General features: G+C 72.6%; 17 protein-coding genes. 8 read left to right on the top strand and 9 right to left on the bottom strand.

Annotated features, from left to right (window positions below):
* Positions 1-10: 10 nt before the first annotated feature.
* Positions 11-1,033 carry an alcohol dehydrogenase gene (locus tag NFU81_RS32565; RefSeq protein ID WP_251498260.1) on the bottom strand — a complete coding sequence of 341 codons (1,023 nt, stop codon included), beginning with the start codon at positions 1,031-1,033 and terminating at the stop codon, positions 11-13.
* 245 nt (positions 1,034-1,278) lie between these two features.
* Here NFU81_RS32565 and NFU81_RS32570 point away from each other — a divergent pair, with 245 nt between their 5' ends.
* Complete coding sequence (locus NFU81_RS32570) at positions 1,279-4,422, top strand: glycoside hydrolase family 2 TIM barrel-domain containing protein (protein WP_251498262.1); 3,144 nt, start codon at positions 1,279-1,281, stop codon at positions 4,420-4,422.
* Between the two features lie 98 nt (positions 4,423-4,520).
* Positions 4,521-5,429: a DUF4232 domain-containing protein gene (locus NFU81_RS32575; RefSeq protein WP_251498265.1), complete on the top strand. Its 909-nt coding sequence runs from the start codon at positions 4,521-4,523 to the stop codon at positions 5,427-5,429.
* Between the two features lie 12 nt (positions 5,430-5,441).
* On the opposite strand, the gene NFU81_RS32580 is transcribed toward NFU81_RS32575, so the two are convergent.
* Positions 5,442-5,969, bottom strand: coding sequence for a DUF4396 domain-containing protein (locus NFU81_RS32580; RefSeq protein WP_251498268.1), 528 nt, complete (start codon positions 5,967-5,969; stop codon positions 5,442-5,444).
* A gap of 631 nt (positions 5,970-6,600) precedes the next feature.
* On the opposite strand from NFU81_RS32580, the gene NFU81_RS32585 reads away from it, so the two are divergent.
* The 3 genes from NFU81_RS32585 (at position 6,601) to NFU81_RS32595 (ending at position 9,903) form a co-directional block, all read left to right on the top strand.
* Positions 6,601-7,647, top strand: a complete 1,047-nt coding sequence (locus NFU81_RS32585; RefSeq protein ID WP_251498271.1) for a polysaccharide deacetylase family protein — start codon at positions 6,601-6,603, stop codon at positions 7,645-7,647.
* A 177-nt stretch (positions 7,648-7,824) separates the two neighbouring features.
* The gene (locus tag NFU81_RS32590; RefSeq protein WP_251498274.1) at positions 7,825-8,298 is read left to right on the top strand and encodes a carboxymuconolactone decarboxylase family protein; all 474 of its coding nucleotides are present in this window, start codon (positions 7,825-7,827) and stop codon (positions 8,296-8,298) included.
* 138 nt (positions 8,299-8,436) lie between these two features.
* Entirely contained in the window at positions 8,437-9,903 is a 1,467-nt protein-coding gene (locus NFU81_RS32595; RefSeq protein WP_251498277.1) for a hypothetical protein, read from the top strand.
* 87 nt (positions 9,904-9,990) lie between these two features.
* On the opposite strand, the gene gap is transcribed toward NFU81_RS32595, so the two are convergent.
* The 3 genes from gap to NFU81_RS32610 form a co-directional block, all read right to left on the bottom strand.
* Positions 9,991-10,989 (bottom strand): type I glyceraldehyde-3-phosphate dehydrogenase, encoded by a 999-nt coding sequence (gene gap / locus NFU81_RS32600; RefSeq protein WP_251498280.1) that lies wholly within the window; start codon positions 10,987-10,989, stop codon positions 9,991-9,993.
* Positions 10,990-11,097: 108 nt separating this feature from the next.
* On the bottom strand, positions 11,098-12,051 hold the full coding sequence (locus tag NFU81_RS32605) for a GlxA family transcriptional regulator (RefSeq protein ID WP_251498283.1): 954 nt from the start codon (positions 12,049-12,051) through the stop codon (positions 11,098-11,100).
* A gap of 36 nt (positions 12,052-12,087) precedes the next feature.
* The gene (locus tag NFU81_RS32610) at positions 12,088-12,675 is read right to left on the bottom strand and encodes a hypothetical protein (RefSeq protein WP_251498286.1); all 588 of its coding nucleotides are present in this window, start codon (positions 12,673-12,675) and stop codon (positions 12,088-12,090) included.
* Between the two features lie 219 nt (positions 12,676-12,894).
* Here NFU81_RS32610 and NFU81_RS32615 point away from each other — a divergent pair, with 219 nt between their 5' ends.
* A complete protein-coding gene (locus NFU81_RS32615) occupies positions 12,895-13,806 on the top strand; it encodes an aromatic prenyltransferase (RefSeq protein WP_251498289.1) in 912 nt (303 codons plus the stop codon).
* Positions 13,807-13,943: 137 nt separating this feature from the next.
* Here NFU81_RS32615 and NFU81_RS32620 read toward each other — a convergent pair whose 3' ends face one another.
* The 3 genes from NFU81_RS32620 to NFU81_RS32630 form a co-directional block, all read right to left on the bottom strand.
* Entirely contained in the window at positions 13,944-15,416 is a 1,473-nt protein-coding gene (locus tag NFU81_RS32620) for an arabinofuranosidase catalytic domain-containing protein (RefSeq protein ID WP_251498291.1), read from the bottom strand.
* 204 nt (positions 15,417-15,620) lie between these two features.
* On the bottom strand, positions 15,621-16,235 hold the full coding sequence (locus tag NFU81_RS32625) for a VOC family protein (RefSeq protein WP_251498294.1): 615 nt from the start codon (positions 16,233-16,235) through the stop codon (positions 15,621-15,623).
* Between the two features lie 93 nt (positions 16,236-16,328).
* On the bottom strand, positions 16,329-16,916 hold the full coding sequence (locus NFU81_RS32630; RefSeq protein WP_251498297.1) for a DUF998 domain-containing protein: 588 nt from the start codon (positions 16,914-16,916) through the stop codon (positions 16,329-16,331).
* A gap of 160 nt (positions 16,917-17,076) precedes the next feature.
* Here NFU81_RS32630 and NFU81_RS32635 point away from each other — a divergent pair, with 160 nt between their 5' ends.
* Positions 17,077-18,150 carry an ABC transporter permease gene (locus tag NFU81_RS32635; protein ID WP_251498300.1) on the top strand — a complete coding sequence of 358 codons (1,074 nt, stop codon included), beginning with the start codon at positions 17,077-17,079 and terminating at the stop codon, positions 18,148-18,150.
* Here NFU81_RS32635 and NFU81_RS32640 read toward each other — a convergent pair.
* On the bottom strand, positions 18,092-18,703 hold the full coding sequence (locus tag NFU81_RS32640) for a TetR/AcrR family transcriptional regulator (RefSeq protein WP_251498303.1): 612 nt from the start codon (positions 18,701-18,703) through the stop codon (positions 18,092-18,094). The two genes, NFU81_RS32635 and NFU81_RS32640, sit on opposite strands and share 59 nt — an antisense overlap.
* Positions 18,704-18,827: 124 nt before the next feature.
* On the opposite strand from NFU81_RS32640, the gene NFU81_RS32645 reads away from it, so the two are divergent.
* Complete coding sequence (locus NFU81_RS32645) at positions 18,828-20,009, top strand: epoxide hydrolase family protein (RefSeq protein ID WP_251498306.1); 1,182 nt, start codon at positions 18,828-18,830, stop codon at positions 20,007-20,009.
* The last annotated feature ends 100 nt before the right edge of the window (positions 20,010-20,109 follow it).

Below are 20,109 nucleotides of genomic sequence, written 5' to 3' on the forward strand. Positions count from 1 at the left end.
GCGCGGGTCCTCACATGGTGAGCACCATGCGGAACCGCGCGGCCCCGGACATCATCCGCTGATAGGCGGCCTCCGCGTCGTCCAGCGGGGCCGTCTCGACGGTCGGCCGGATGCCGTGCAGCGCGCTGAAGCGCATCGTGTCCTCGACGTCCTGCGAGGTGCCCGAGGGGTGGCCGCGGACGACCCGGCCCTGCAGGATCAGCTGCAGCGGGGCGATGCCCATCGGGTCGCCGGTGGCGCCGATGACGACGAGTTCGCCGCGCCGGGCGAGCCCGTCGACGACCGCGCCGATGGCCTCGGAGTTGCCGACCGTGGCGAGGACGACGTCGGCGCCGCCCAGCGCCTGGAGGGCTTCGGCGACCGGGGTGCCCGCGGTGCTGTCGACGTAGTGGTGGGCGCCGAGCTCCTTGGCCAGCTCGGCCTTGTCGGCGCCGCGGGCGATGGCCACCGTCTCGTAGCCCATCGCGGCCGCGTACCGCACGCCGAGGTGGCCCAGGCCGCCGATGCCCAGGACGGCCACCAGGTCGCCCGGCTGGGCGGAGCTGCGCCGCAGGCCGTTGTACGTGGTCACGCCCGCGCAGCCGAGCGGTCCCGCGTCGGCGGGCGACAGGTCGTCGGGGATGCGGGCGAGCGCGTCGGCGGGGGCGACGACGGACTCGGCGAAGCCCCCGTCGTAGGCCCAGCCGGGGACCTTGAGGTTCTGGCACACGATGAAGTCGCCCTGCCGGCACTGCTTGCAGTGGCCGCAGCTGCCGCCGAACCAGCCCACCACCACCCGGTCGCCGACCTGCCAGCCGCGCTCGGCCACGCCGTCGCCCAGCGCGTCGAGGCGGCCGGCGATCTCGTGCCCGGGGACCAGCGGGAAGCTGAGGCCGGGGAAGGCGCCCTCGACGAATCCCGCGTCGCTGTGGCAGATCCCGCACGCCTCCACGGCGATCCTGGCGTGCCCTGGCCCGGGTTCGCGCAGCTCGCGTTCGACGATCTCGAACCCGCCGCCGGCGGTGGGGACTTGTGCAGCACGGTAGGTGGCCATCCGGACCTCCCGGGGGGAGCGGGGAACGGTCTTCAGCTCCATGACAGCACGGCTGGTCCGGCCCCGCGCGCCGACCCGAGATGGTGTATCGCTCAACGAAGATGCGGCACGACTCTTGACCCCCGCGGGTCCCGCACTGCAAGAATCCGTCTGGCGTTGGTGGATTCCGTTTGTTGCTGATCGATTGTGAGCGTGAACATCACCAACGCCTCTGTCGCGTACAGCCTCACCGAGGAGTGGTCGCAGTGCCGGTCAATCGCAGATCGTTCCTGGTCACCGGAGCCGTGGGAGCCGCAGTCCCCGCCCTGCCGGGGCTCGTCCCCACTGCCGCCGCCGCCACCGCCCAGGGCGGCGGCCCCGACGCCGCACACAGTCGTACACCCGCCAGGACCGTCGACCTCAGCGACGGATGGCGCTTCGCGCTGGTCAACCCGGCCGGCATCACCGACCCGACCGGCGCCTACGCCGACGCCGCGGAGCCCGGCTACGACGACTCCCGCTGGCGGGAGGTCTCGGTCCCGCACGACTGGAGCATCGAGCAGACCCCCACCACCGACTCGGGCACCTCGGGCGGCACCGGCTTCCTGCCCGGCGGCCTGGGCTGGTACCGCACGTCCTTCACGCTGCCGCAGGCGGCCGCGGGACGCCGGGTGTCGGTGGAGTTCGACGGCGTCTACATGGACAGCTACCTCTACTGCAACGGCACGCTGGTCGGCAACCACCCCTACGGCTACACCGGTTTCGCCTTCGACCTCACCGACCTGCTGCACACCGACGGCCGCACCCCGAACGTGATCGCCGTCCAGGTGCGCAACCAGCTGCCCAGCAGCCGCTGGTACTCGGGCAGCGGGATCTACCGCAACGCCCGGCTGGTCATCACCGACCCGGTCCACCTGGCCCGGTGGGGCACCTTCGTGACCACCCCCGGCCTCGCGGACACCGTCGGAGCCGGCCGCGCCACCGTCCGCGCGGAGATCACCGCGGTCAACGAGACGGCGCAGGCACGCAACGCCACCGTCGTCGCCACCGTCCGCGACCCCGAGGGCCGCCAGGTGGCCCAGGGGAGCGCGCCACTCGACCTCGCCGCGGCCGGGCAGGGCACCGCGACGCTGGAGATGACCGTCGCCCACCCCCTGCTGTGGTCCCTGGAGTCGCCGCACCTCTACCGTCTGGAGGCCGAGGTGCAGGTCGACGGGAGGACCCTGGACAGCCTGCCCACCACCTTCGGCATCCGCTACGTCAGCGTCGACCCGGAACTGGGCCTGACGGTCAACGGCGTCCACGCCAAGCTCCAGGGCGTCGACCTGCACCACGACCAGGGCGCGCTGGGCTCCGCGATCAGCGCCGACGCGCTGCTGCGGCAGATGACCCTGATGAAGTCCATGGGCGTCAACGCCTTCAGGACCTCCCACAACCCGCCGTCGCCGGAAATGATCCGGGTCTGCGAGCAGTTGGGCATCGTGATGATGGTCGAGGCCTTCGACTGCTGGCACACCGGCAAGACCACCTACGACTACCACCGCTTCTTCGACGCCGACAGTGCCGCCGACATAGCGGAGATGGTGCGGGCGGCCCGCAACTCGCCCGCGGTCATCATGTGGTCGATCGGCAACGAGATCCCCGACTCCACCAGCACCGCCGGCCTCGCGATGGCCCAGGGCCTGATCGACGCGGTCAGGGCGCTCGACACCACCCGGCCGGTCGTCATCGGCTCCGACAAGTACCGCGGGCTGCCCGCGGTCGGCTCGGCGGCCGACCTGATGCTCGCCAAGCTCGACGGCCTCGGCCTGAACTACAACACCGCGGCCTCGGTGGACGCCCTGCACGCCCGCTACCCGCACTTGTTCCTCTTCGAGTCCGAGTCGTCCTCGGAGACCTCGACCCGCGGCGCCTACCAGGAGCCGCAGCACCTCAACACCGGCGAGAACTACACGCCGGGCAGGCGCGAGACCTCCAGCTACGACAACAACCTCGCCTCCTGGACGATCAGCGGCGAGTACGGCCTGAAGAAGGACCGCGACCGGCGCTTCTTCGCCGGGCAGTTCCTCTGGTCGGGCATGGACTACATCGGCGAGCCCACGCCCTACAACGTCTTCCCGGTCAAGGCGTCCTTCTTCGGCGCGGTCGACACGGCCGGCTTCCCCAAGGACATGTACCACCTCTTCCGCAGCCAGTGGACGACCGAGCCCATGGTCCACCTCGTGCCGATGGACTGGACCGACCACAAGCCGGGGGAGACCGTCGAGGTCTGGGCGTACTCCAACGTCGACACCGTCGAGCTGTTCCTCGACGGCCGCTCGCTGGGCGTGCGGCGCTTCGACACCAAGAAGACCACCGACGGGCGCACGTACCTGGAGACCACCGAGGCGACCGGCGACGACCGCACGGTCACCGGCGGCCCCTACCCCGGCAGCTACACCAGCCCCAACGGCAGCGCGGGCAAGCTCCACCTGACCTGGCAGGTGCCCTTCGCACCGGGCGAGTTGAAGGCGGTGGCGATGCGGGGCGGGCGGACGGTGGCCACCGACGTGCTGCGCACCGCGGGCGCACCGCACACCGTGCGGCTGCTGCCCGACCGCGACACGCTGCCCGCCGACGGGCGTTCGCTGGTCTACGTCACCGCCGAGGTCATCGACGCCCGCGGAACGGTCGTGCCCGGTGCCGAGCACCTGCTCACCTTCGCGGTGGACGGCGGCTCGCTGGCCGGCGTCGACAACGGCCGCCAGGAGAGCGCCGAGCGCTACCAGGCCAGCACCCGCACCGCCTTCCACGGCAAGGCGCTGGCCATCGTCCGCTCCGGCACCTCCGCCGGGCGCCTGACCGTCACCGCCACCGGACCCGGCCTGCACCCGGCCGTCCTCCATGTGCGGACCGCCCACGCGTCCGACGTCGCGACCACCGCGCCCGCGCGGTTCGCCGCAGGCCCGGCGCCGGCCGCCCCCGACTACCCGCTGGCGGACGCCAGTTACTCGGGCGCGGGGAACACCCTGCCGGCCGCGATGCTCGACGGCGACCCGGCGACGGGGTGGTCCAACGCCTTCAAGAAGAGCGCCACCGCCCTGCTCCCGGCCTTCAGCGGCGCCCGCGCCGCCGACTGGGTCTCGGTCGCCTGGGCGGCGCCCCGCAGCGCCGAGTCCGTCGCGGTCTCCTTCACCGTCGACGCCACCCACTCGCTGCCCGCCGCGGCCACCGTCTCCTACTGGGACGGCGACCGGTTCGTGCCGGCCCGCGACCAGGCCGTCACCTGGGCGACCGCGTCGGACGCGCCGACGGTGATCACCTTCGCCGCGCTGCACACCGACCGCATCCGGCTCGACCTGACCAGCGCCGCCCCCGACAGCGCGGCCGGAGCCCAGCGGATCACCTCGCTGGCGGTGAGCCCGGAGTAGGACGGGCACCGGACGCCCGACCGGCTGTGACACCCCTGTGACGGGAAGTGTGGTCCCCGTCACAGGGGTTGGGGGCCGGGCTCTGGTGGGGTGGTCCGATGCGCAACCGCCTCGCCTTCTCCGCCCCCGTCCTGCTCGGCGCCCTGCTCCTGACGGCGTGCGGCACGGAGGTGTCCGGCACGCAGCGCTCCGCGGGCGCCGGCCCCGGCTCGACCGCCGCCGCCCGGTGCGGTTTTCCCGCGGACCCCGCGGCCGCGGCGGCGGACGGCGTCGAGATCACCGCGGTCGGCGGGAGCGCGATCGGCTGCGGCACGTCGGCGCACGACAGGGTGGAGGTCGGCTTCCGGGTCACCAACCACGAGGCGCGACCCGTCACCTACACCGTCGAGTTCGAGGTGATCGCGCCCTCGGGCGAGGCGCTGGCGAACGCGAGCGGGACGGTGTCCGGCGTGAAACCCGGCGCGAGTGCCGCGGCCACGGCGGAGGCCGGGGTGATCATGCGGCACGGCGCCGGTGCGCACGTGAGGATCTACCGGGTCAGAAGCGTCCCCGCCGACGAGGCTCCCATCGCGCCGGGCGCGTGCCCGGCCTCGGGGGTGCGGGTCTCCGCGGACGAAGGCGACGCCGCGATGGGGCTGCGGGTGGTCGGCCTGCACCTGGAGAACTGCTCGAAGCGCCCCTACCGCCTCAGCGGCTTCCCGCAGATCCAGCTCCTCGACCCGCGGCACCGCCCCGTCAGCGGCGTCAGCGTCCTGCACGGCAGCGGCGGCATCTCCAGCGGCACCGACTTCGACAAGGCGCCCCGCGCGATGACCCTGCAGCCGGGGGAGCGGGCGACGTCCGGCCTGATGTGGCGCAACACCGTCACCGACGGCACGGCGGTCGACGTCCCGTACGTCAGGGTCGTCGCGCAGCCGGGCACGCACGCGGTGACGGTGACGCCGGAACTCGACCTGGGCACCACGGGGAAGCTGGGCGTCAGCCCCTGGCAGAGGGAGCAGCGCTGAGGCGCGTCCCGCTCAGTGGTAGGCGTGGACGACGGCGTGGCCCTTGCCGCGGCCGATCATCCAGCGGTTGACCGGTGTGGTGATCACGAAGGCGGCGGCGAGGGAGAAGGCGAGCGAGCCCCAGAAGAGCGCGTCGCCGAGGCCCGCGTCGAGGGCGCCTGGCACCCCCACCATCACGGTGTTGTCGATGAGCTCCATCACGGCGATGGACACGGTGTCGGCGGCCAGCGCGATCTTCGCCGCCTGCCGGAAGGGCACCTGGGCGCGCAGGACGCCGCGCATCGTCAGGGCGTAGCCGAAGACGAAGGCCAAGGCGATGGAGAGGGCCACCGTCGCGCCGTTGTGCAGACCGGCCGCGGTGCCGATGACCATGCCCAGGACCTCGCCGATGGCACAGCCGGTCAGGCAGTGCAGCGTCGCCTGCGCGGCGGTGCGCCAGCCGGCCGCCCGGGAGCCGGGCTGCCCGCCGCCGTGGTGGCCGGCGTGCGGGCCGGCGTGCCCGCTGTGGTGGTCGTGATGTCCGTGGTGGGAGTGGTCCATGGCCCCGTCTCCTTCGTGAGCGGTCGGATCGCACTGCGCTCGACCTGTGCCAACCATATACCCCCAGGGGGTATTCCTCACTGAGCGGAGATCAGGGATTCACCCGCATGGATTTCCGAAAGTTTCGCTGTTGTCCCGGAAAGTGGCTGAAAATGTTCGGCTGCTAAATGTGCAGGTCAGCGTGATGTGTGTGGCCGGTTTCCGCCGTTCCGCCCGCCTGTTGAGGGGATCCGAGACCCGCCTCGGGTGGGAAAACGGCCAAGCTGAGGCACCCGCGTTCCGCATATTGTCACGCTCGGGACCCGTACCTAACCTAGGAGCGCTCCCAGCCCCCGGCCCGGTCTACGGCACCTTCGCGGCTCTCGGACCCCCACCCGAGAGCGGCACCTCCCCGCGTGCCGACCGTGCGCCCCCCACTGGAGGTTCCCCCCATGCGCTTCCCCCGACATCGACCCCGGGTGTGGGCGGCGGCGGCCGCCCGAACGCGTCGCCCAGCCACCGTCGCCGCAGGCGGCAGCACCACCTTCGGCTTCGTCGCCAACGCAAGTTCCGCCACCCCGCCCAGCGCACTGACCTGCAGCAGCACCTGACGCCCTCGATCCCCCCACCTCACGAGGAGGACGCACCCCGCATGCGTATCCCAAGGAAACTCTCGGCGCACACCCTGGTCACCGGGCTCGCCGTCGCCGCGATGGCCGTAGCGACCACCCTGACCTTCACCACCGGCGCCACGCCGTCGCATGCCGCGACCTGCAACGGCTACGTCGGGCTCACCTTCGACGACGGCCCGTCCAACGACCACACCCCCGCCCTGCTCAACGCGCTCAAGCAGAACGGGCTGCGGGCCACGGTCTTCAACGAGGGCCAGTACGCAGCCCAGTTCCCCGCGCAGGTCCAGGCCGAGGTCAACGCGGGGATGTGGGTCGGCAACCACAGCTACACCCACCCGCACCTGATCCAGGAGAGCCAGGCGCAGATCGACTCCGAGGTCTCCAGGACCCAGCAGGCCATCGCCAGCGCGGGCGGCGGCACCCCGAAGCTCTTCCGCCCGCCGTACGGCGAGACCAACTCCACGCTCCAGGGCGTCGAGTCCAAGTACGGCCTGACGCAGGTCATCTGGGACGTCGACTCGCAGGACTGGAACGGCGCGAGCGTGGCCGCGATCGTCGCGGCCAACGCGCAGCTGCAGAACGGCCAGGTCATCCTGATGCACGAGTGGCCCGCCAACACGCTGGCCGCGATCCCGCAGATCGCGCAGAACCTCGCGAGCCGCGGCATGTGCTACGGCATGATCTCCCCGCAGACCGGCCGGGCGGTGGCCCCCGACGGGGGCGGCGGCACCACCGGCAGCACCACGACGGGCGGCACGACCGGGAGCACCACCAACGGCGGCACGACCGGCGGTGGCGGCGGGAGCTGCACCGCCAACGTGACGGCCGGGGACCAGTGGAGCGACCGGTACAACCTCAACGTCTCGGTCTCCGGCTCCAGCAACTGGACCGTGACGGTGAACATGCCCGCCCCCGAGGTGGTCATGTCGACCTGGAACATCAGCGCCAGCTACCCCAGCCAGTACCAGCTGGTCGCCAAGCCCAACGGCAGCGGCAACAACTGGGGCCTGACAGTACAGAAGAACGGCTCGACCACCTGGCCGTCCTTCTCCTGCAGCGCGAGTTAGAACGCCCACGCACCACCGGCGCGGCGGTCCCCAGGGCCGCCGCGCCGGCATGCGGCGACCCCTCGAACGCTGAGAGCCACGTCACACGCCGGCCGGTCACATCACCCCGGTCCGCTACGTCAGAGGGGTGTACCCGCCGGCGACGGCAGAGCATCGCAGCAGATCAGGGAGCCAGTCATGGACGCGCGTCTGAACCTCTACACCAGCACCACCGGCCAGAAGTTCACCAAGTACCTCAACTCGGCGGGCAAGGCGGTCGCCGACTCGTCGCTGCCCCGGGCCACCCAGGACCTGGTGCTGCTGCGGGCCAGCCAGATCAACGGCTGCGGCTTCTGCACCGACATGCACACCAAGGACGCCGAGGCGGCGGGGGAGACCGCCCAGCGCCTGCACCTGGTCGCCGCCTGGAGGGAGGCCACCGTCTTCACCGACGCCGAGCGGGCCGCCCTGGAGCTGACCGAGGAGGGCACCCGTATCGCGGACGCGGCCGGCGGGGTCCCGGACGAGGTGTGGGCGAACGCCGCCAAGCACCACGACGAGGACGAGCTCGCCGCCCTGGTGGCCCTGATCGCGGTGATCAACGCCTACAACAGGATGAACGTCATCATCAGGCAGCCCGCGGGCTCCTACCAGCCGGGCCAGTTCGCCTGATCCCCCTTCGGCCCCGACTGTCCCTTCCGGCACGGAAGTTCAGCCCGGGTTGCCGTTGCCGTCTTCCAGCCGTCGCCGTCCTGCTGCACCGTCGTCATGACCCAGGCAGGACGCGCACCGGCTGAGAGGAAATCCGACATGAAGGACATCCGCAGGTCACGACCCCGTACCGGCGTCATGGGGCTGGCCGGGGGCGCGGCGATGGCGCTGCTGGCCGGGCCGGTGCTCGGGCTGGCCGCCTCGCCGGCCGCGGCGGCGCCGCAGACCGGCTCCGGCAGCGCGGCCCACGGGCAGGGCCACGCACCCGAGGTCACCGTGCGGCGCGGCGGACCGGCGCGGACGGTGCCCTTCGTGGTGCGCGGGTCGGGCGAGGCCGTGGTGACACTGGAGTCGCAGGCGCCCGGCGTCTCCTGGGGGACCGCGGGCAGCGAGTCCGCGGTGGTGTCCGCGTACGTCGACGGCCGCTACGCGACCGACATCGTGATCCCCGCCGACCAGCCGATCTCCCGCAGCTTCTCGCTGGGCCGCCTCGACCGCGGCCCGCACAGGCTGGAGTTCCGCTTCGCCGCCGACCGCTCACCGCAGGGCGCCCGCAGCGCGCGGCTCGGCGCGGTCGCCGTGCAGGTCTACGGCGAGAACACCGACATGGGGCTCATCCTGCGCAACGCGCCCGTCTACTACGGCCGCAACCTGCCCGGGCTCGGCAGCGCCTTCCAGAGCGCGACCACCGACGCGCCGCTGTACTCGTACCACGAGGTCCTTCCGGCGAAGACGCCTGGACACCGGATCCTCCAGTACACCGTCATCTGGACCAACGAGGACGGCGGCACCAACTCGCCCGCGCTGATGGCCCGCTGGGGCCGCACCACCGACATCGAGTGGGCGTACGACGTCGAGGTCGACGCGGAGGGCACGCCGGTGCCCGGCACGGGTGTCTACCAGGCGGCCAACCACCAGACGCTGGTCTTCGCCGGCGCCTACGAGGGCAACCGGCCGCGCCTGGAGACCTGCACCTCCAACAACAACCTGTGCGACACCGTCGACGACCCGATGCGCTTCTCGCCCGCGCCGGTCCAGGAACTGCCCGCGGGGCAGCCGCGCGAGCACATGATGGACGTCAACCCGTGGCTCTACCCGGTCATGGCGCAGGAGATGGCCCGCGAGGGCAAGATCGAGTCGCCCTCCGACCCGGCCACCCCCCAACTCGGCGACCAGCGCACGTATCTCTACCTCGCCGTCGCCCACACCGCGACGCCCTCGACGGACGCCGGCAGCGTGGGCCTGTCCATCGGCGTGCGGCTCAAGGGCGACCCGACGCTCTACCGCTCCAACCACGTCGACCCGACGTGGTCCATCACCCGCGAGGGCACCGCGGCGACCACCGTCGAACTCCCGGCCGGCACCACGCAGTCGGACATCGCGCAGATCGTGGCCCTGCGCACCCCGGTGGCGGAGACCGGCGCGTCCCTGACCGTGACCGCCGTGACCCGCGCGTTCTTCCTCCAGCAGGACTACCTGCCGTCCGGCTCCTTCGCGGACTGGACCGGTTCCGCGGTCCTCACGCCGGACGCACCCGAGGCGACCCTGTGGCAGGCCGCCGGCTGACGGCACGCGCCCGGAGCGGCGGAGGGCGGCGGCAGCGCGGGGAAGGCCTCCCGCGGTACCGCCGCCCGGTCGCCGACCGGAGCCCGGTCAGGAGGCGGCCAGCAGCTGGAGGGTGTCGATCACCCGGTTGGAGAAGCCCCACTCGTTGTCGTACCAGGCGACCACCTTGACGTGCCGGCCGTCGACGCGGGTGAGGGCCGAGTCGAAGATCGCCGAGGCCGGGTTGCCGGTGATGTCCGCCGAGACCAGCGGGTCCTCGGAGTACTCCAGGATGCCGGCGAGCGGCCCCTCGGCCGCGGCGCGGTAGGCGGCCAGGACGTCCTCGCGGGTGACGTCGCGGGCCACGGTGGTGTTCAGCTCGACGATGGAGCCCACCGGGACCGGGACCCGGATCGAGTCGCCCGACAGCTTCCCGTCGAGGTTGGGCAGGACCAGGCCGATCGCCTTGGCGGCACCCGTGGTGGTCGGCACGATGTTGACGGCGGCGGCGCGGGCGCGGCGGGCGTCGCGGTGCGGGCCGTCCTGGAGGTTCTGCTCCTGGGTGTAGGCGTGCACGGTCGTCATGAAGCCGTGTTCGATGCCGGCCAGCTGGTCGAGCACCGAGGCCAGCGGCGCGAGCGCGTTGGTGGTGCACGAGGCGTTGGAGACGACGGTGTGCGTGGCCGGGTCGTACGCGTCGGTGTTGACGCCGTAGGCGATCGTCGCGTCCGCGCCCGCCGACGGGGCGCTGACCAGCACCTTCCTCGCGCCCGCTGCCAGGTGGGCGCGGGCGGCCTCGGCCGAGGTGAAGCGGCCGGTTGACTCCAGGGCGATGTCGACGCCGAGGTCGGCCCACGGCAGGTTCGCCGGGTCGCGCTCGGCGAGCACCTTGATGCGGCGGCCGTCGACCACCAGGGTGTCCCCGTCCACGGTGACCGGGCGGCCCAGCCGTCCCGCGGTGGTGTCGTAGGCGAGCAGGCGGGCGAGGGTGGCCGGCTCGGTCAGGTCGTTGACGGCGACGACATCGAGCTTGCTGTCCCGTTCGAGCAGTGCGCGCAGCACGTTGCGGCCGATGCGGCCGAATCCGTTGATGGCGATACGAGTCATGAGAAGCGTCCCTTCGTTTCGCCACCAGGCTCGCGCGCGGCGCCCGCGGATGACGGCGGCGTGAGCGCCATGGTTCGAAAGGATGTCGCCACCCTCACCGCAGCGGTGCTACTCGCCCTGCGCGAAGGTGCGCCGGTACTCGCTCGGCGTGGTGCCCAGGATGTGCTGGAAGTGCTGGCGCAGGTTCGCACCCGTGCCCAGGCCCACGTCCGCGGCGATCTGCTCGATGCTCCGCTCGGAGCGTTCCAGCAGCTCGCGGGCCATGTCGACGCGGGCGCGCATCACCCACTGCATCGGGGTGTAGCCGGTGTCCTCGGCGAAGCGCCGGGAGAACGTCCGGGGGGAGACCGCCGCGTGCCGGGCCAGCGCCCCGAGGGTGAGCGGTTCGCCGAGCCGGTGCAGCGCCCACTCGCGGGTGGCGGCGAACCGCTCGCCGAGCGGCTCCGGCACGCTGCGCGGCACGTACTGCGCCTGGCCGCCGCTGCGGTACGGCGCCGCCACCAGCCGCCGGGCCGCGTGGTTGGACGCGGCCACGCCGAGGTCGCCGCGCAGGATGTGCAGGCACAGGTCGATGCCCGAGGCGGCGCCCGCCGAGGTCAGGACGGTGCCCTCGTCCACGAACAGCACGTTCTCGTCGACCTGGACCAGCGGGTGCTTGGCGGCGAGCTTGCGCGTGTAGTGCCAGTGCGTGGTGGCGCGCTTGCCGTCGAGCAGCCCGGTGGCCGCCAGCGCGAAGGCCCCGGTCGAGATGGCCGCGAGCCGCGCGCCCCGGTCGCGCGCGGCGACCAGCGCGGCGAGGACCGCGTCCGGCGGGTCCTCGCGGTCGGGGAAGCGGTAGCCGGGGATGAAGACGATGTCGGCCCAGCCGAGCGCGTCCAGGCCGTCGGCCACGTGGTACGAGAGCCCGTCGCCGCCCGCCACCAGACCGGGCGCCGCACCGCACACCCGCACCTCGTACGGCATGCTCGCGCGGGTCGTGAACACCTGCGCGGGAATGCCGACGTCCAGGGGCTTCGCCCCTTCCAGCACGAGCACGGCGACCCGGTGCAATCTGCGACCCACCGCGCCACCCTATGCGCAGCGGGCAGGGCGGGCCGCTCAGGCCAGGTCGCGCAGCACCGGGGTCAGCCAGTCGCGGTACGCCTCCGGGTCCGCGCGCAGCGCCCGGCTCACCAGCACAAGCCCCTCGGACAGGCGCCGGCCGAACCGGCCCGCGACCGGCAGCTCGATGACCTCCAGCTCGAACGGGCGGGCCTTGCGGCCGATCTCCGCCTCGACCGCCCGCACGAGGCCGTTCTCCTCATCCGGGTAGCTGCCGTCGCGGTGGGCCTCGGCCTCCTCGTGGCCGCGTTCGCCGCTCCACCGCCTGGCGTCGTCCAGGCGCGCGCGGACCAGGGCGTCCAGCTCCTGCCCGTCGCCGAACCTGGCGTCCGGCGCGAAGAAGCCGTGCTCGACGCCCTCCTGCCGGGCCAGCTCCCCCTCCCACCAGCGCGCCCACTGCTCCGAGGCCGCGGGGACGGCCAGCGGCGCCAGGTCCGCCCGCAGCTCGACGGCCGGTTCCAGGCGCGGCACGTCGACGGCGGTCGCCGGGCGCAGTCCCGCAGCGTCACGGGCGTACAGACCGATCAGCAGACCCAGGGGGCAGTGGATTCGCATCAGCCAACTGGGGGACCCGGCGTAGCGCATACGACCCATCGTCCGCCGCTCAGGCCCGCGGAACCACTGCTTTCCGGCCATCGTCCGGCCGACCCGGCGCCATGTCGCCAAGCAGGCGCCAAGCCGTTCCATAGTCCCCGCCAAGGCCTGCGGCCAATGCTCAGGTGACAGAGCAGCAGGATGCGGACACGGGCAGTGAGGACCGCTGGACTGTCGGTGATCTTGTCTCATTTCGAACTTGGAGGGCGAATGGCCGGGACGACGGAGCTGGAAGACCTTTACTCGGTCATCGAGGACGCAGCTCGGCAGACGGGCGTGACCAGCTCGCGCGAGACCGTCTGGCCGATCATGACGACGTATCAGGACGTGATACCGCAGTCCGCGATCGCCTTCCGGGTGGAGACCAGCGCGCGTCGCAGCAACGACTTCAGCTGCCGTTTCACGATGATCCCCAAGGAGGTCGACCCCTACGCGCTCGCGCTGTCCGGCGGCATCACCCCGCGCACGGACCACCCGGTCGCCTCGCTGAGCGCGGACATCGCCGCCGCCTGCCCGATCGACAACTACGGGGTGGACTTCGGCGTCGTCGGCGGCTTCACCAAGACCTTCCAGTTCTTCCCGCCGGACGACCTGCAGCTGATCTCCACGCTGACCGGCATCGGGGCGGTGCCGCCGGCGGTGGCCGAGAACGCCGCCTTCTTCGAGCGCCACGGGGTCGCCGACCAGGTGGCGCTGACCGGCATGGACTACGAGCACAAGACCTTCAACGTCTACCTCAAGACGCCCGACGGCTACCTGCTCGAACCCAAGAACGTCGCCGCGATCCTCGGCGACCTGGACATGCCGGAGCCGAGCGAGGCGCTGCAGACCCTGGCCAGGTCGGCCGGCGGCTTCTACGTCACGCTGAACTGGGACTCCCCCAGCGTGCAGCGGATCTGCTTCAGCGCGATGACCCTGGACCCGGCGGCGACGACCGGCGGCCGGCTCGACCCGAAGATCGAGCAGCTGGCGCGCAACGCCCCGTCGGCCGACCCGGACGCCGAGCGCAGGTTCATCGCCTACGTCGCCTCGTCGCCGGCCGGCGAGTACTTCAAGCTTCTGTCCTTCTACCGGGCGCAGCCCGACGTGGTGCGGCTGTGGCGCGAGTACGAAGACAACTAACCGACCAGCCGACTGGCCGACCAGCCGACTGGCCGACCAGCCGACTGGCCGACCAGCCGGCTGAACGGCCGGCGGGGCCGGTTCCGCGGTGGCGGAACCGGCCCCTTCGTGCTGCCGGGCGTCAGTGCGCCAGCCCGTCAGTGCAGGGTGAACTTCTGCGCGGCGGAGCCGTTGCAGTCCCAGATCTGCAGCCGGGTGCCGTTGGCGGTGGCGCCGCTGGGGGAGTCCAGGCAGCGGCCGGACTGCGGGTTGAACAGCGAGCCGTCGGAGCGCTGGTTGAAGACCTGGCCGCCGACGCCGTTGCAGTCCCACAGCTCGACCTTGGCGCCGTTGGCGGTGCCGTTGCCGACGATGTCCAGGCAGCGGCCGATCGTGGACAGCGAGCCGTTGGTGTGGTGCGCCCAGAACTGGTCCTCGGCCCAGGTCTGGCAGTCCCACAGCTGCACGGCCGCCCCGTTGACGCCGGTGTCGTCCGCGGCGACGTCGACGCACTTGCCGCCGGGGCCCGTGATGGTGCCCTGCGGGCCGTTGGGCACGTTGGTCTCGCCGGAGTAGCCGACCGAGACGATATTGGACTGGACGGCGTTCTCGGCGGCGTCCGTCGGGTAGCCGGCGACCATCACGCCCTCGAAGAAGGTGCCCATGTTGCGGTTGCTGTTGTCACCGCCGGTGCCCAGGATGATGCCGCCCTCCTGCTGCATGGGCCGGTAGCCGCCGCGGGTGGGCAGGCCGCCGTTCCACCAGGTGGTCAGCCCGCCGGACTGCGAGTTGCCGCCCTTGATCGCGTACGTCGTCTGCCCGTTGTTCTTGAGCACGGCGGTCACGAACGCGCTCTTGTTGCCGGCGTTCGCGGTGTTGGAGCCGTTGTCGCCCTGGAACATGCCGTTCTCCATGTCGGCCTCGACCCAGGGGCCCGTGCCGTTGCAGGGCGCGAAGTAGCAGGTGGTGGCGATGCTTACGGCGTCCATGTGGCCGTTGCCGGTGTCGGCGGGGGTGGACTCGGCGTTGCCGTAGTCGAAGCAGCAGTCGGAGCCGACGTGGGTGCCGCTGGCCACCATGTAGGCGCCCTCGGCCTGCCCGTTGACCGCGGTGCCCGACGCGGCGCCGTGCGAGCGGTAGCCGACGCCCGGTGAGACCCAGATGCCGTACACCTTGTGGCCGCCGGCCGTCACCGACAGCTCGGCGGCGTCCGCACCGCGGTCGGCGCCGCCCGCGGTGCCCGCGGGGCCGATGAACAGGTCGTTGTGGCGCGAGGTCTGGTCGTAGACCTTGGTGATCCGACAGGTGGTGTCCGCGCAGAAGGAGTCCTGCGCGGCGGCGTTCGCGTAGCCGCCCTGGGAGAGCAGCCCGATGTCGGTGGTTGCGCCGTTCGAGGCGCGGGTGACCTGGTAGAGGGGGCCGTTGTAGCCGGAGAAGAGTGCGCGGGTCGTGCTGTGCGCGGCCACGCAGGGGGTGCCCGCGCCGCCGTAGATGTCGCAGGGCAGGGTGCCTGCGGCCTGCGCTGCCGAGCCGGGCAGGCTCAGGAACGCGGCGAGCAGGAGCCCGAGGGTCGCCAGCACGGACAGCAGCGCCCTGTGGTGGCGCGCGGCAGCGGATCTCGTTCTGCGCATGTGTGCTCCTTGATGGGGGGAGGGAGCAATATCCCGCCGGCGGAGCAGTGCGGTGGGAGCACTGCGGCCGACGGCTGCGACGGAACGTACGCGCGCTGATTGTTTGCGTCAATATTTGTTGCTTTTATTTTTGCGGGGCCGCCTGCGATGTCCGGATATGTTGTTTACAACGTTGAATCAGGCCATGCCGCGGTGCGGTTGCCGTCACCGCGACGGCTTGTCCCATCCGAAGCCGTCGGGGTCGGTGAACGGTCCGCCGTCGCCGTTGATCGCCAGCCGGTGCGAGCCGGTGCCGTCGGAGTTGACGCCTGCGTCCTTGGCCAGCGCGCGGCGGCCGTACAGCGCCAGCTTCACCGGGCTTGAGGCCATGTCGAACTCGGTGTACTTGCGGGCGAAGCTGCGGCCCACCGCCAGGCCGTGCTCGACGTAGAAGCGCTTGCTGGCGACCATGTCCTCCACCCCGAGCAGCAGCACGAGCTGGTCGAACGTCCCGGTGTCGGGGCCGGTGTCCTTCTTCGCCGAGGTCGCGAGCTTCCACAGCGCCCCGTCGGGTGCCTGGACGACGCCGCCCCAGCCCCACAGCGACTTGTGGACCGGCTTGACCGCGGTGGCGCCGGCCTTGACCGCGGCGTCGAAGAAGCTGTTGACGGTGGCCGGCTGGGACACCGTCAGCGACAGCGTGAAGCCGCGGAAGCCGGTGGACGGCTCCTCGGCGGCCCGCACCTGGACCTGGGTGTCCAGCCGGAAGGCGTCGGTGTAGAAGTCGGCGGCGGCGGCGGGGTCGGCCGCCTCAAGGGTGACTGATGCGATGGAGGTCATGACTCGAAGCTAAGCGCCGGGCACCGGCCTGCGCTTCTCGAAAGCTGACCGGTACGGACGTCCGGGCGGCACGCGGCCGGGCCCGCCGGGTGCTCACGCCCGGCGGCCGTGCCGCAGGCAGGAGACGACGACCACCACCGGCCACAGCGACTGCACGATCGTCACGACGCGCTCGGCCACACCGGCGGCCCCGTGCATCTGCAGCTCGACCAGGAACCACGCGGCGCCCAGCACCATCATCCCGGTCGCCGCGAGCGACGGCACGGGCCGCAGCCCCCAGGGCGCGGGCGGTTGCCGGTAGGAGGCCAGCACCGGCCACAGCGCCAGCAGCGTGAAGCCGACCGCGACCACCGAGCCGTGCGAGAAGGAGCCCCCGGACTTCGGCGCGGGGAACAGTGCGAGCACCATGGCCGACAGCCCGCCGGCGCCCAGCGCCAGCCGCCCGGCGAGCGCGGCCGCGCGCAGTCCGAAGGCGGTCGCCAGATGGCACGCGCCCAGCGCGACCAGCATCACCGTCAGGGTCCAGTAGCCGGAAGGGTTGCCCGCCGCCAGGACGCTGATCGTCTGCCTGACGGGGTTGTAGGTGGGTCCCTCCAGCACCGTCGCTGTCGTCGAACCGCCGATCAGCAGGACCGGAGCACACCCGGACGAGACCACGGCCCACCACGTCACATATCCCATCGAGCCACGGTAAAACGGACATGCGCCCGCTCTCCTGTGCACACGCGGGACGGCCAGGAACGCCGCTGGATGTATCAGAAAACGAACATTCGTCTTGACTGTCGGGTGATGCGAGGCCTACGCTCATCCTGAAAGAAGAATGATCATTCGCTTTGGGAGCGTGATCGTGAGGAACCCGCTGGCCGTCGTGCCGTGGCGCCAGGCCGTCGTCACCGTCGTGGGGCTGCCGCTGGTGGTCACGCTCGCCGTGCTGGCCTACGCGTGGCCGGCGGCGCGGATCGCGCCCCGCCACGTGCCGGTGGGGGTCGTCGGCACGGCCGCGGCCGCCCGCGGCGCCGCCGAAGGACTCCATCGCGGGGCGCCCGGCGGCTTCGACGTCCACCGCTACCCCGACCAGGCCGCCGCCCGGTCGGCGATCGAGCACCGCGACGTCTACGGCGCCTTCGTCGTCGGCCCCGGCGGCGTCACGGTGCTGCAGGCCAGCGCGGCGGGGCCTTCGGTGGCCCAGCTGCTCGACGCCTCGGGAAGCCGGCTCGCCGCGTCCGCCGCGGCCCCCGCCGCGGTGCGGACGGTCGACGTCGTCCCGGTCTCCGCGCACGACCCGCGCGGCCTGGTCTTCAGCTCCGCGCTGCTGCCGCTGACCATCTGCGGCGTCCTGGTCGCCCTGGTCGTCACCATGTCGGGCGCCGTCATGCCGGGCCGGCGCCGGCTGGTGGCCCTGGTCACCGCGTCCGCCGCCGGCGGCCTGGCCGCCCTGCTGGTCGCCCAGGGCTTCCTGGGCGCGCTGCCGCACGAGCACGCGGCCACCTGGGCGGGCCTCGCCCTCACCGTGCTGGCCGTGGCCGCGCCCACCGCGGGCCTGGTCACCCTCGTCGGCCGCGCCGGGCTCGGGATGGGCGCGGTGCTGATGGTCTTCGTGGGCAACCCCTTCTCCGGCAGCACCTCGGCGCCCGAGCTGCTGCCCACCGCGGTGGGCGACATCGGCCGCTGGCTGCCGCCGGGCGCGGGCGCCAACCTGCTGCGCGGCACCGCCTACTTCGGCGGCAGCGGCTCGGCGGGCCCGCTCGCCGTCCTCGCCGTATGGATCGTGCTCGGCCTCGCCGCCGTCGCCTCGGGGCGGCCGAGCCCCGCCGACCTGGGCGACCACCTCGTCGCCGAGGGCGGGGGCCAGGCGCTCAGCCGTGCGTCGCTGACCGTGGTGCCCGCGTCAGAAGCCCGCGTACGCCGGCTGTGATCTGCTGGTGGGCGGCCAGGCCCATGGTGTTCCACTGGATGATCCACCCCTGGATCAGCGCGACCAGGACCCGGGCGGTGTCGCCGGGGTCGAGGCCGGGGGCGAGGACGCCCGCCGCCTGGTAGCGCCGGCACATCTCGGCCAGCCGCTGCTGGATGTCGCCCAGCGTGCCGGCGACGGCCCCGGCGATCCGGGGGTCGCGCATCATCTCCGACCACACCTGCGGCGCCATCGGCGCGGGCGCGGAACCGCCCAGCGCCGTGAGGTCCTCCATGAGCTCCGGCAGCAGCTCCTCGGGCGGCGGGAGGTCCGGTGCCCGCAGGTGGGCGTCCAGGATCTCGACCAGCTGGCGCATGGAGGTCTCGGCGATGGCGGTGATCAGCGCTTCCTTGCCCGGGAAGTAGCGGTAGACCGCGCCGGCCGACAGCCCGGCCTCGGCGAAGACGTCCGGCATGGACGTCTTGTGGAAGCCGTTGCGCGCGAAGCAGACCCAGGCGGCGTCGAGGATCTGGCGGCGGCGGGCTTCGCGGTGCTCTTCACTGACCTTGGGCATGGTCCATCGTAAAACGAATGTTCTTGCGCGTGGGTCCTTGCGGGTCCCGTGCAGGGCAAGGCCCGCGAGGCGGTGGCCGCCGCGTCCTGCGGGGCGCGGCCGGGGGCGATTGTAGGGTGACCGCATGCCGGATGCCGCGCCACGCCCCGAGCCGTTCACCGTGCGGGCCGCCCCGGCGGACGTCGACGACCTCCGCGCACGGGTACGGGCGACGCGCTGGCCGGACGAGCCCGCGGACGCCGGGTGGTCGCTCGGCACCGACCTCGGCTACCTCAAGGAGCTGGCCGCCTACTGGGCCGACGGCTTCGACTGGCCCGCGCAGGAGGCGGCACTGGCCCGCTTCCCGCGCTTCCGGGCCGAACTGGGCGGCCTGGGCATCCACTTCGCGCACGTGCGGGCGGCCGCACCGGCCGGCACCGCCCTGCCGCTGGTCCTCAGCCACGGCTGGCCCGACTCCTTCTGGCGCTACTCCAAGGTCATCCCGCTGCTGACCGACCCCGGCGCGCACGGCGCCGACCCGGCCGACGCCTTCGACGTGGTCGTGCCCGACATGCCGGGCTACGGCTACTCCGACGCCCCGGCCGGGCCGCCGCTGAACTCCGTCGCGGTGGCGGGCCTGTGGGCCGAGCTGATGGACGTGCTCGGCTACCGGCGGTTCTGCGCGGCAGGCGGCGACATCGGCAGCCACGTCAGCCGCTACCTGGCGCTCGACCACCCCGACCGGGTGGTGGCCGTCCACCGCACCGACGCGGGCGTGCCCTACTTCGACGGCGACCAGGCGGCGCTGGCGCCCGAGGAGCGCGACTGGCTGGCGAGCGCCGCGGCCTGGGGAGCGGCCGAGGGCGGCTACGCGGCCATGCACCGCACCAAGCCGCAGACCGCCGCCGTCGGCCTGAACGACTCGCCGGCCGGGCTGGCCGCGTGGATCGTGGAGAAGCTCAGGGCGTGGAGCGACTGCGACGGCGACATCGAGCGCAGCTACACCAAGGACGAGATCCTCACCAACGTCACGCTCTACTGGCTGACCGGCACGATCGCCTCCTCGATGCGCATGTACCGCGCCAACGCGGCGATCCCGCCCGCCCAGCTGGCCCGCCGGGTCGAGGTGCCCTCCGGCTTCTCGCTCTTCCCCGGCGACATCGTCCGCCCGCCGCGGGCCTGGCTGGAGCGCACGGCGAACACCGTCTACGTGGCGGAGCCCGCGCGCGGCGGCCACTTCGCGGCGTTCGAGGAGCCGGAGCTCTACGCGGCCGAACTGCGCGCGTTCTTCCGGCCCTTCCGCAGCCCGTCCCCCGCGGCGGGCTGACGCCGCTTCGGCGCCGCCGGGCGCCTTCGGGGGCGGTGCGCGGCCGGTAGCGGCCGCCGACCTTCGACATTCACCGCACGGCCATCGGCCGGACGGCGGC

The organism is Actinacidiphila cocklensis, assembly GCF_907177275.1.
Lineage (GTDB): Bacteria > Actinomycetota > Actinomycetes > Streptomycetales > Streptomycetaceae > Actinacidiphila > Actinacidiphila cocklensis.

Coding starts and splice junctions, on each gene's coding strand:
- NFU81_RS32565 (WP_251498260.1), bottom strand. CDS start 1,033: ATGGCCACCTACCGTGCTGCACAAGTCCCCACCGCCGGCGGCGGGTTC.
- NFU81_RS32575 (WP_251498265.1), top strand. CDS start 4,521: ATGCGCAACCGCCTCGCCTTCTCCGCCCCCGTCCTGCTCGGCGCCCTG.
- NFU81_RS32580 (WP_251498268.1), bottom strand. CDS start 5,969: ATGGACCACTCCCACCACGGACATCACGACCACCACAGCGGGCACGCC.
- NFU81_RS32585 (WP_251498271.1), top strand. CDS start 6,601: ATGCGTATCCCAAGGAAACTCTCGGCGCACACCCTGGTCACCGGGCTC.
- NFU81_RS32590 (WP_251498274.1), top strand. CDS start 7,825: ATGGACGCGCGTCTGAACCTCTACACCAGCACCACCGGCCAGAAGTTC.
- NFU81_RS32595 (WP_251498277.1), top strand. CDS start 8,437: ATGAAGGACATCCGCAGGTCACGACCCCGTACCGGCGTCATGGGGCTG.
- gap (WP_251498280.1), bottom strand. CDS start 10,989: ATGACTCGTATCGCCATCAACGGATTCGGCCGCATCGGCCGCAACGTG.
- NFU81_RS32610 (WP_251498286.1), bottom strand. CDS start 12,675: ATGCGCTACGCCGGGTCCCCCAGTTGGCTGATGCGAATCCACTGCCCC.
- NFU81_RS32615 (WP_251498289.1), top strand. CDS start 12,895: ATGGCCGGGACGACGGAGCTGGAAGACCTTTACTCGGTCATCGAGGAC.
- NFU81_RS32620 (WP_251498291.1), bottom strand. CDS start 15,416: ATGCGCAGAACGAGATCCGCTGCCGCGCGCCACCACAGGGCGCTGCTG.
- NFU81_RS32625 (WP_251498294.1), bottom strand. CDS start 16,235: ATGACCTCCATCGCATCAGTCACCCTTGAGGCGGCCGACCCCGCCGCC.
- NFU81_RS32630 (WP_251498297.1), bottom strand. CDS start 16,916: ATGGGATATGTGACGTGGTGGGCCGTGGTCTCGTCCGGGTGTGCTCCG.
- NFU81_RS32640 (WP_251498303.1), bottom strand. CDS start 18,703: ATGCCCAAGGTCAGTGAAGAGCACCGCGAAGCCCGCCGCCGCCAGATC.
- NFU81_RS32645 (WP_251498306.1), top strand. CDS start 18,828: ATGCCGGATGCCGCGCCACGCCCCGAGCCGTTCACCGTGCGGGCCGCC.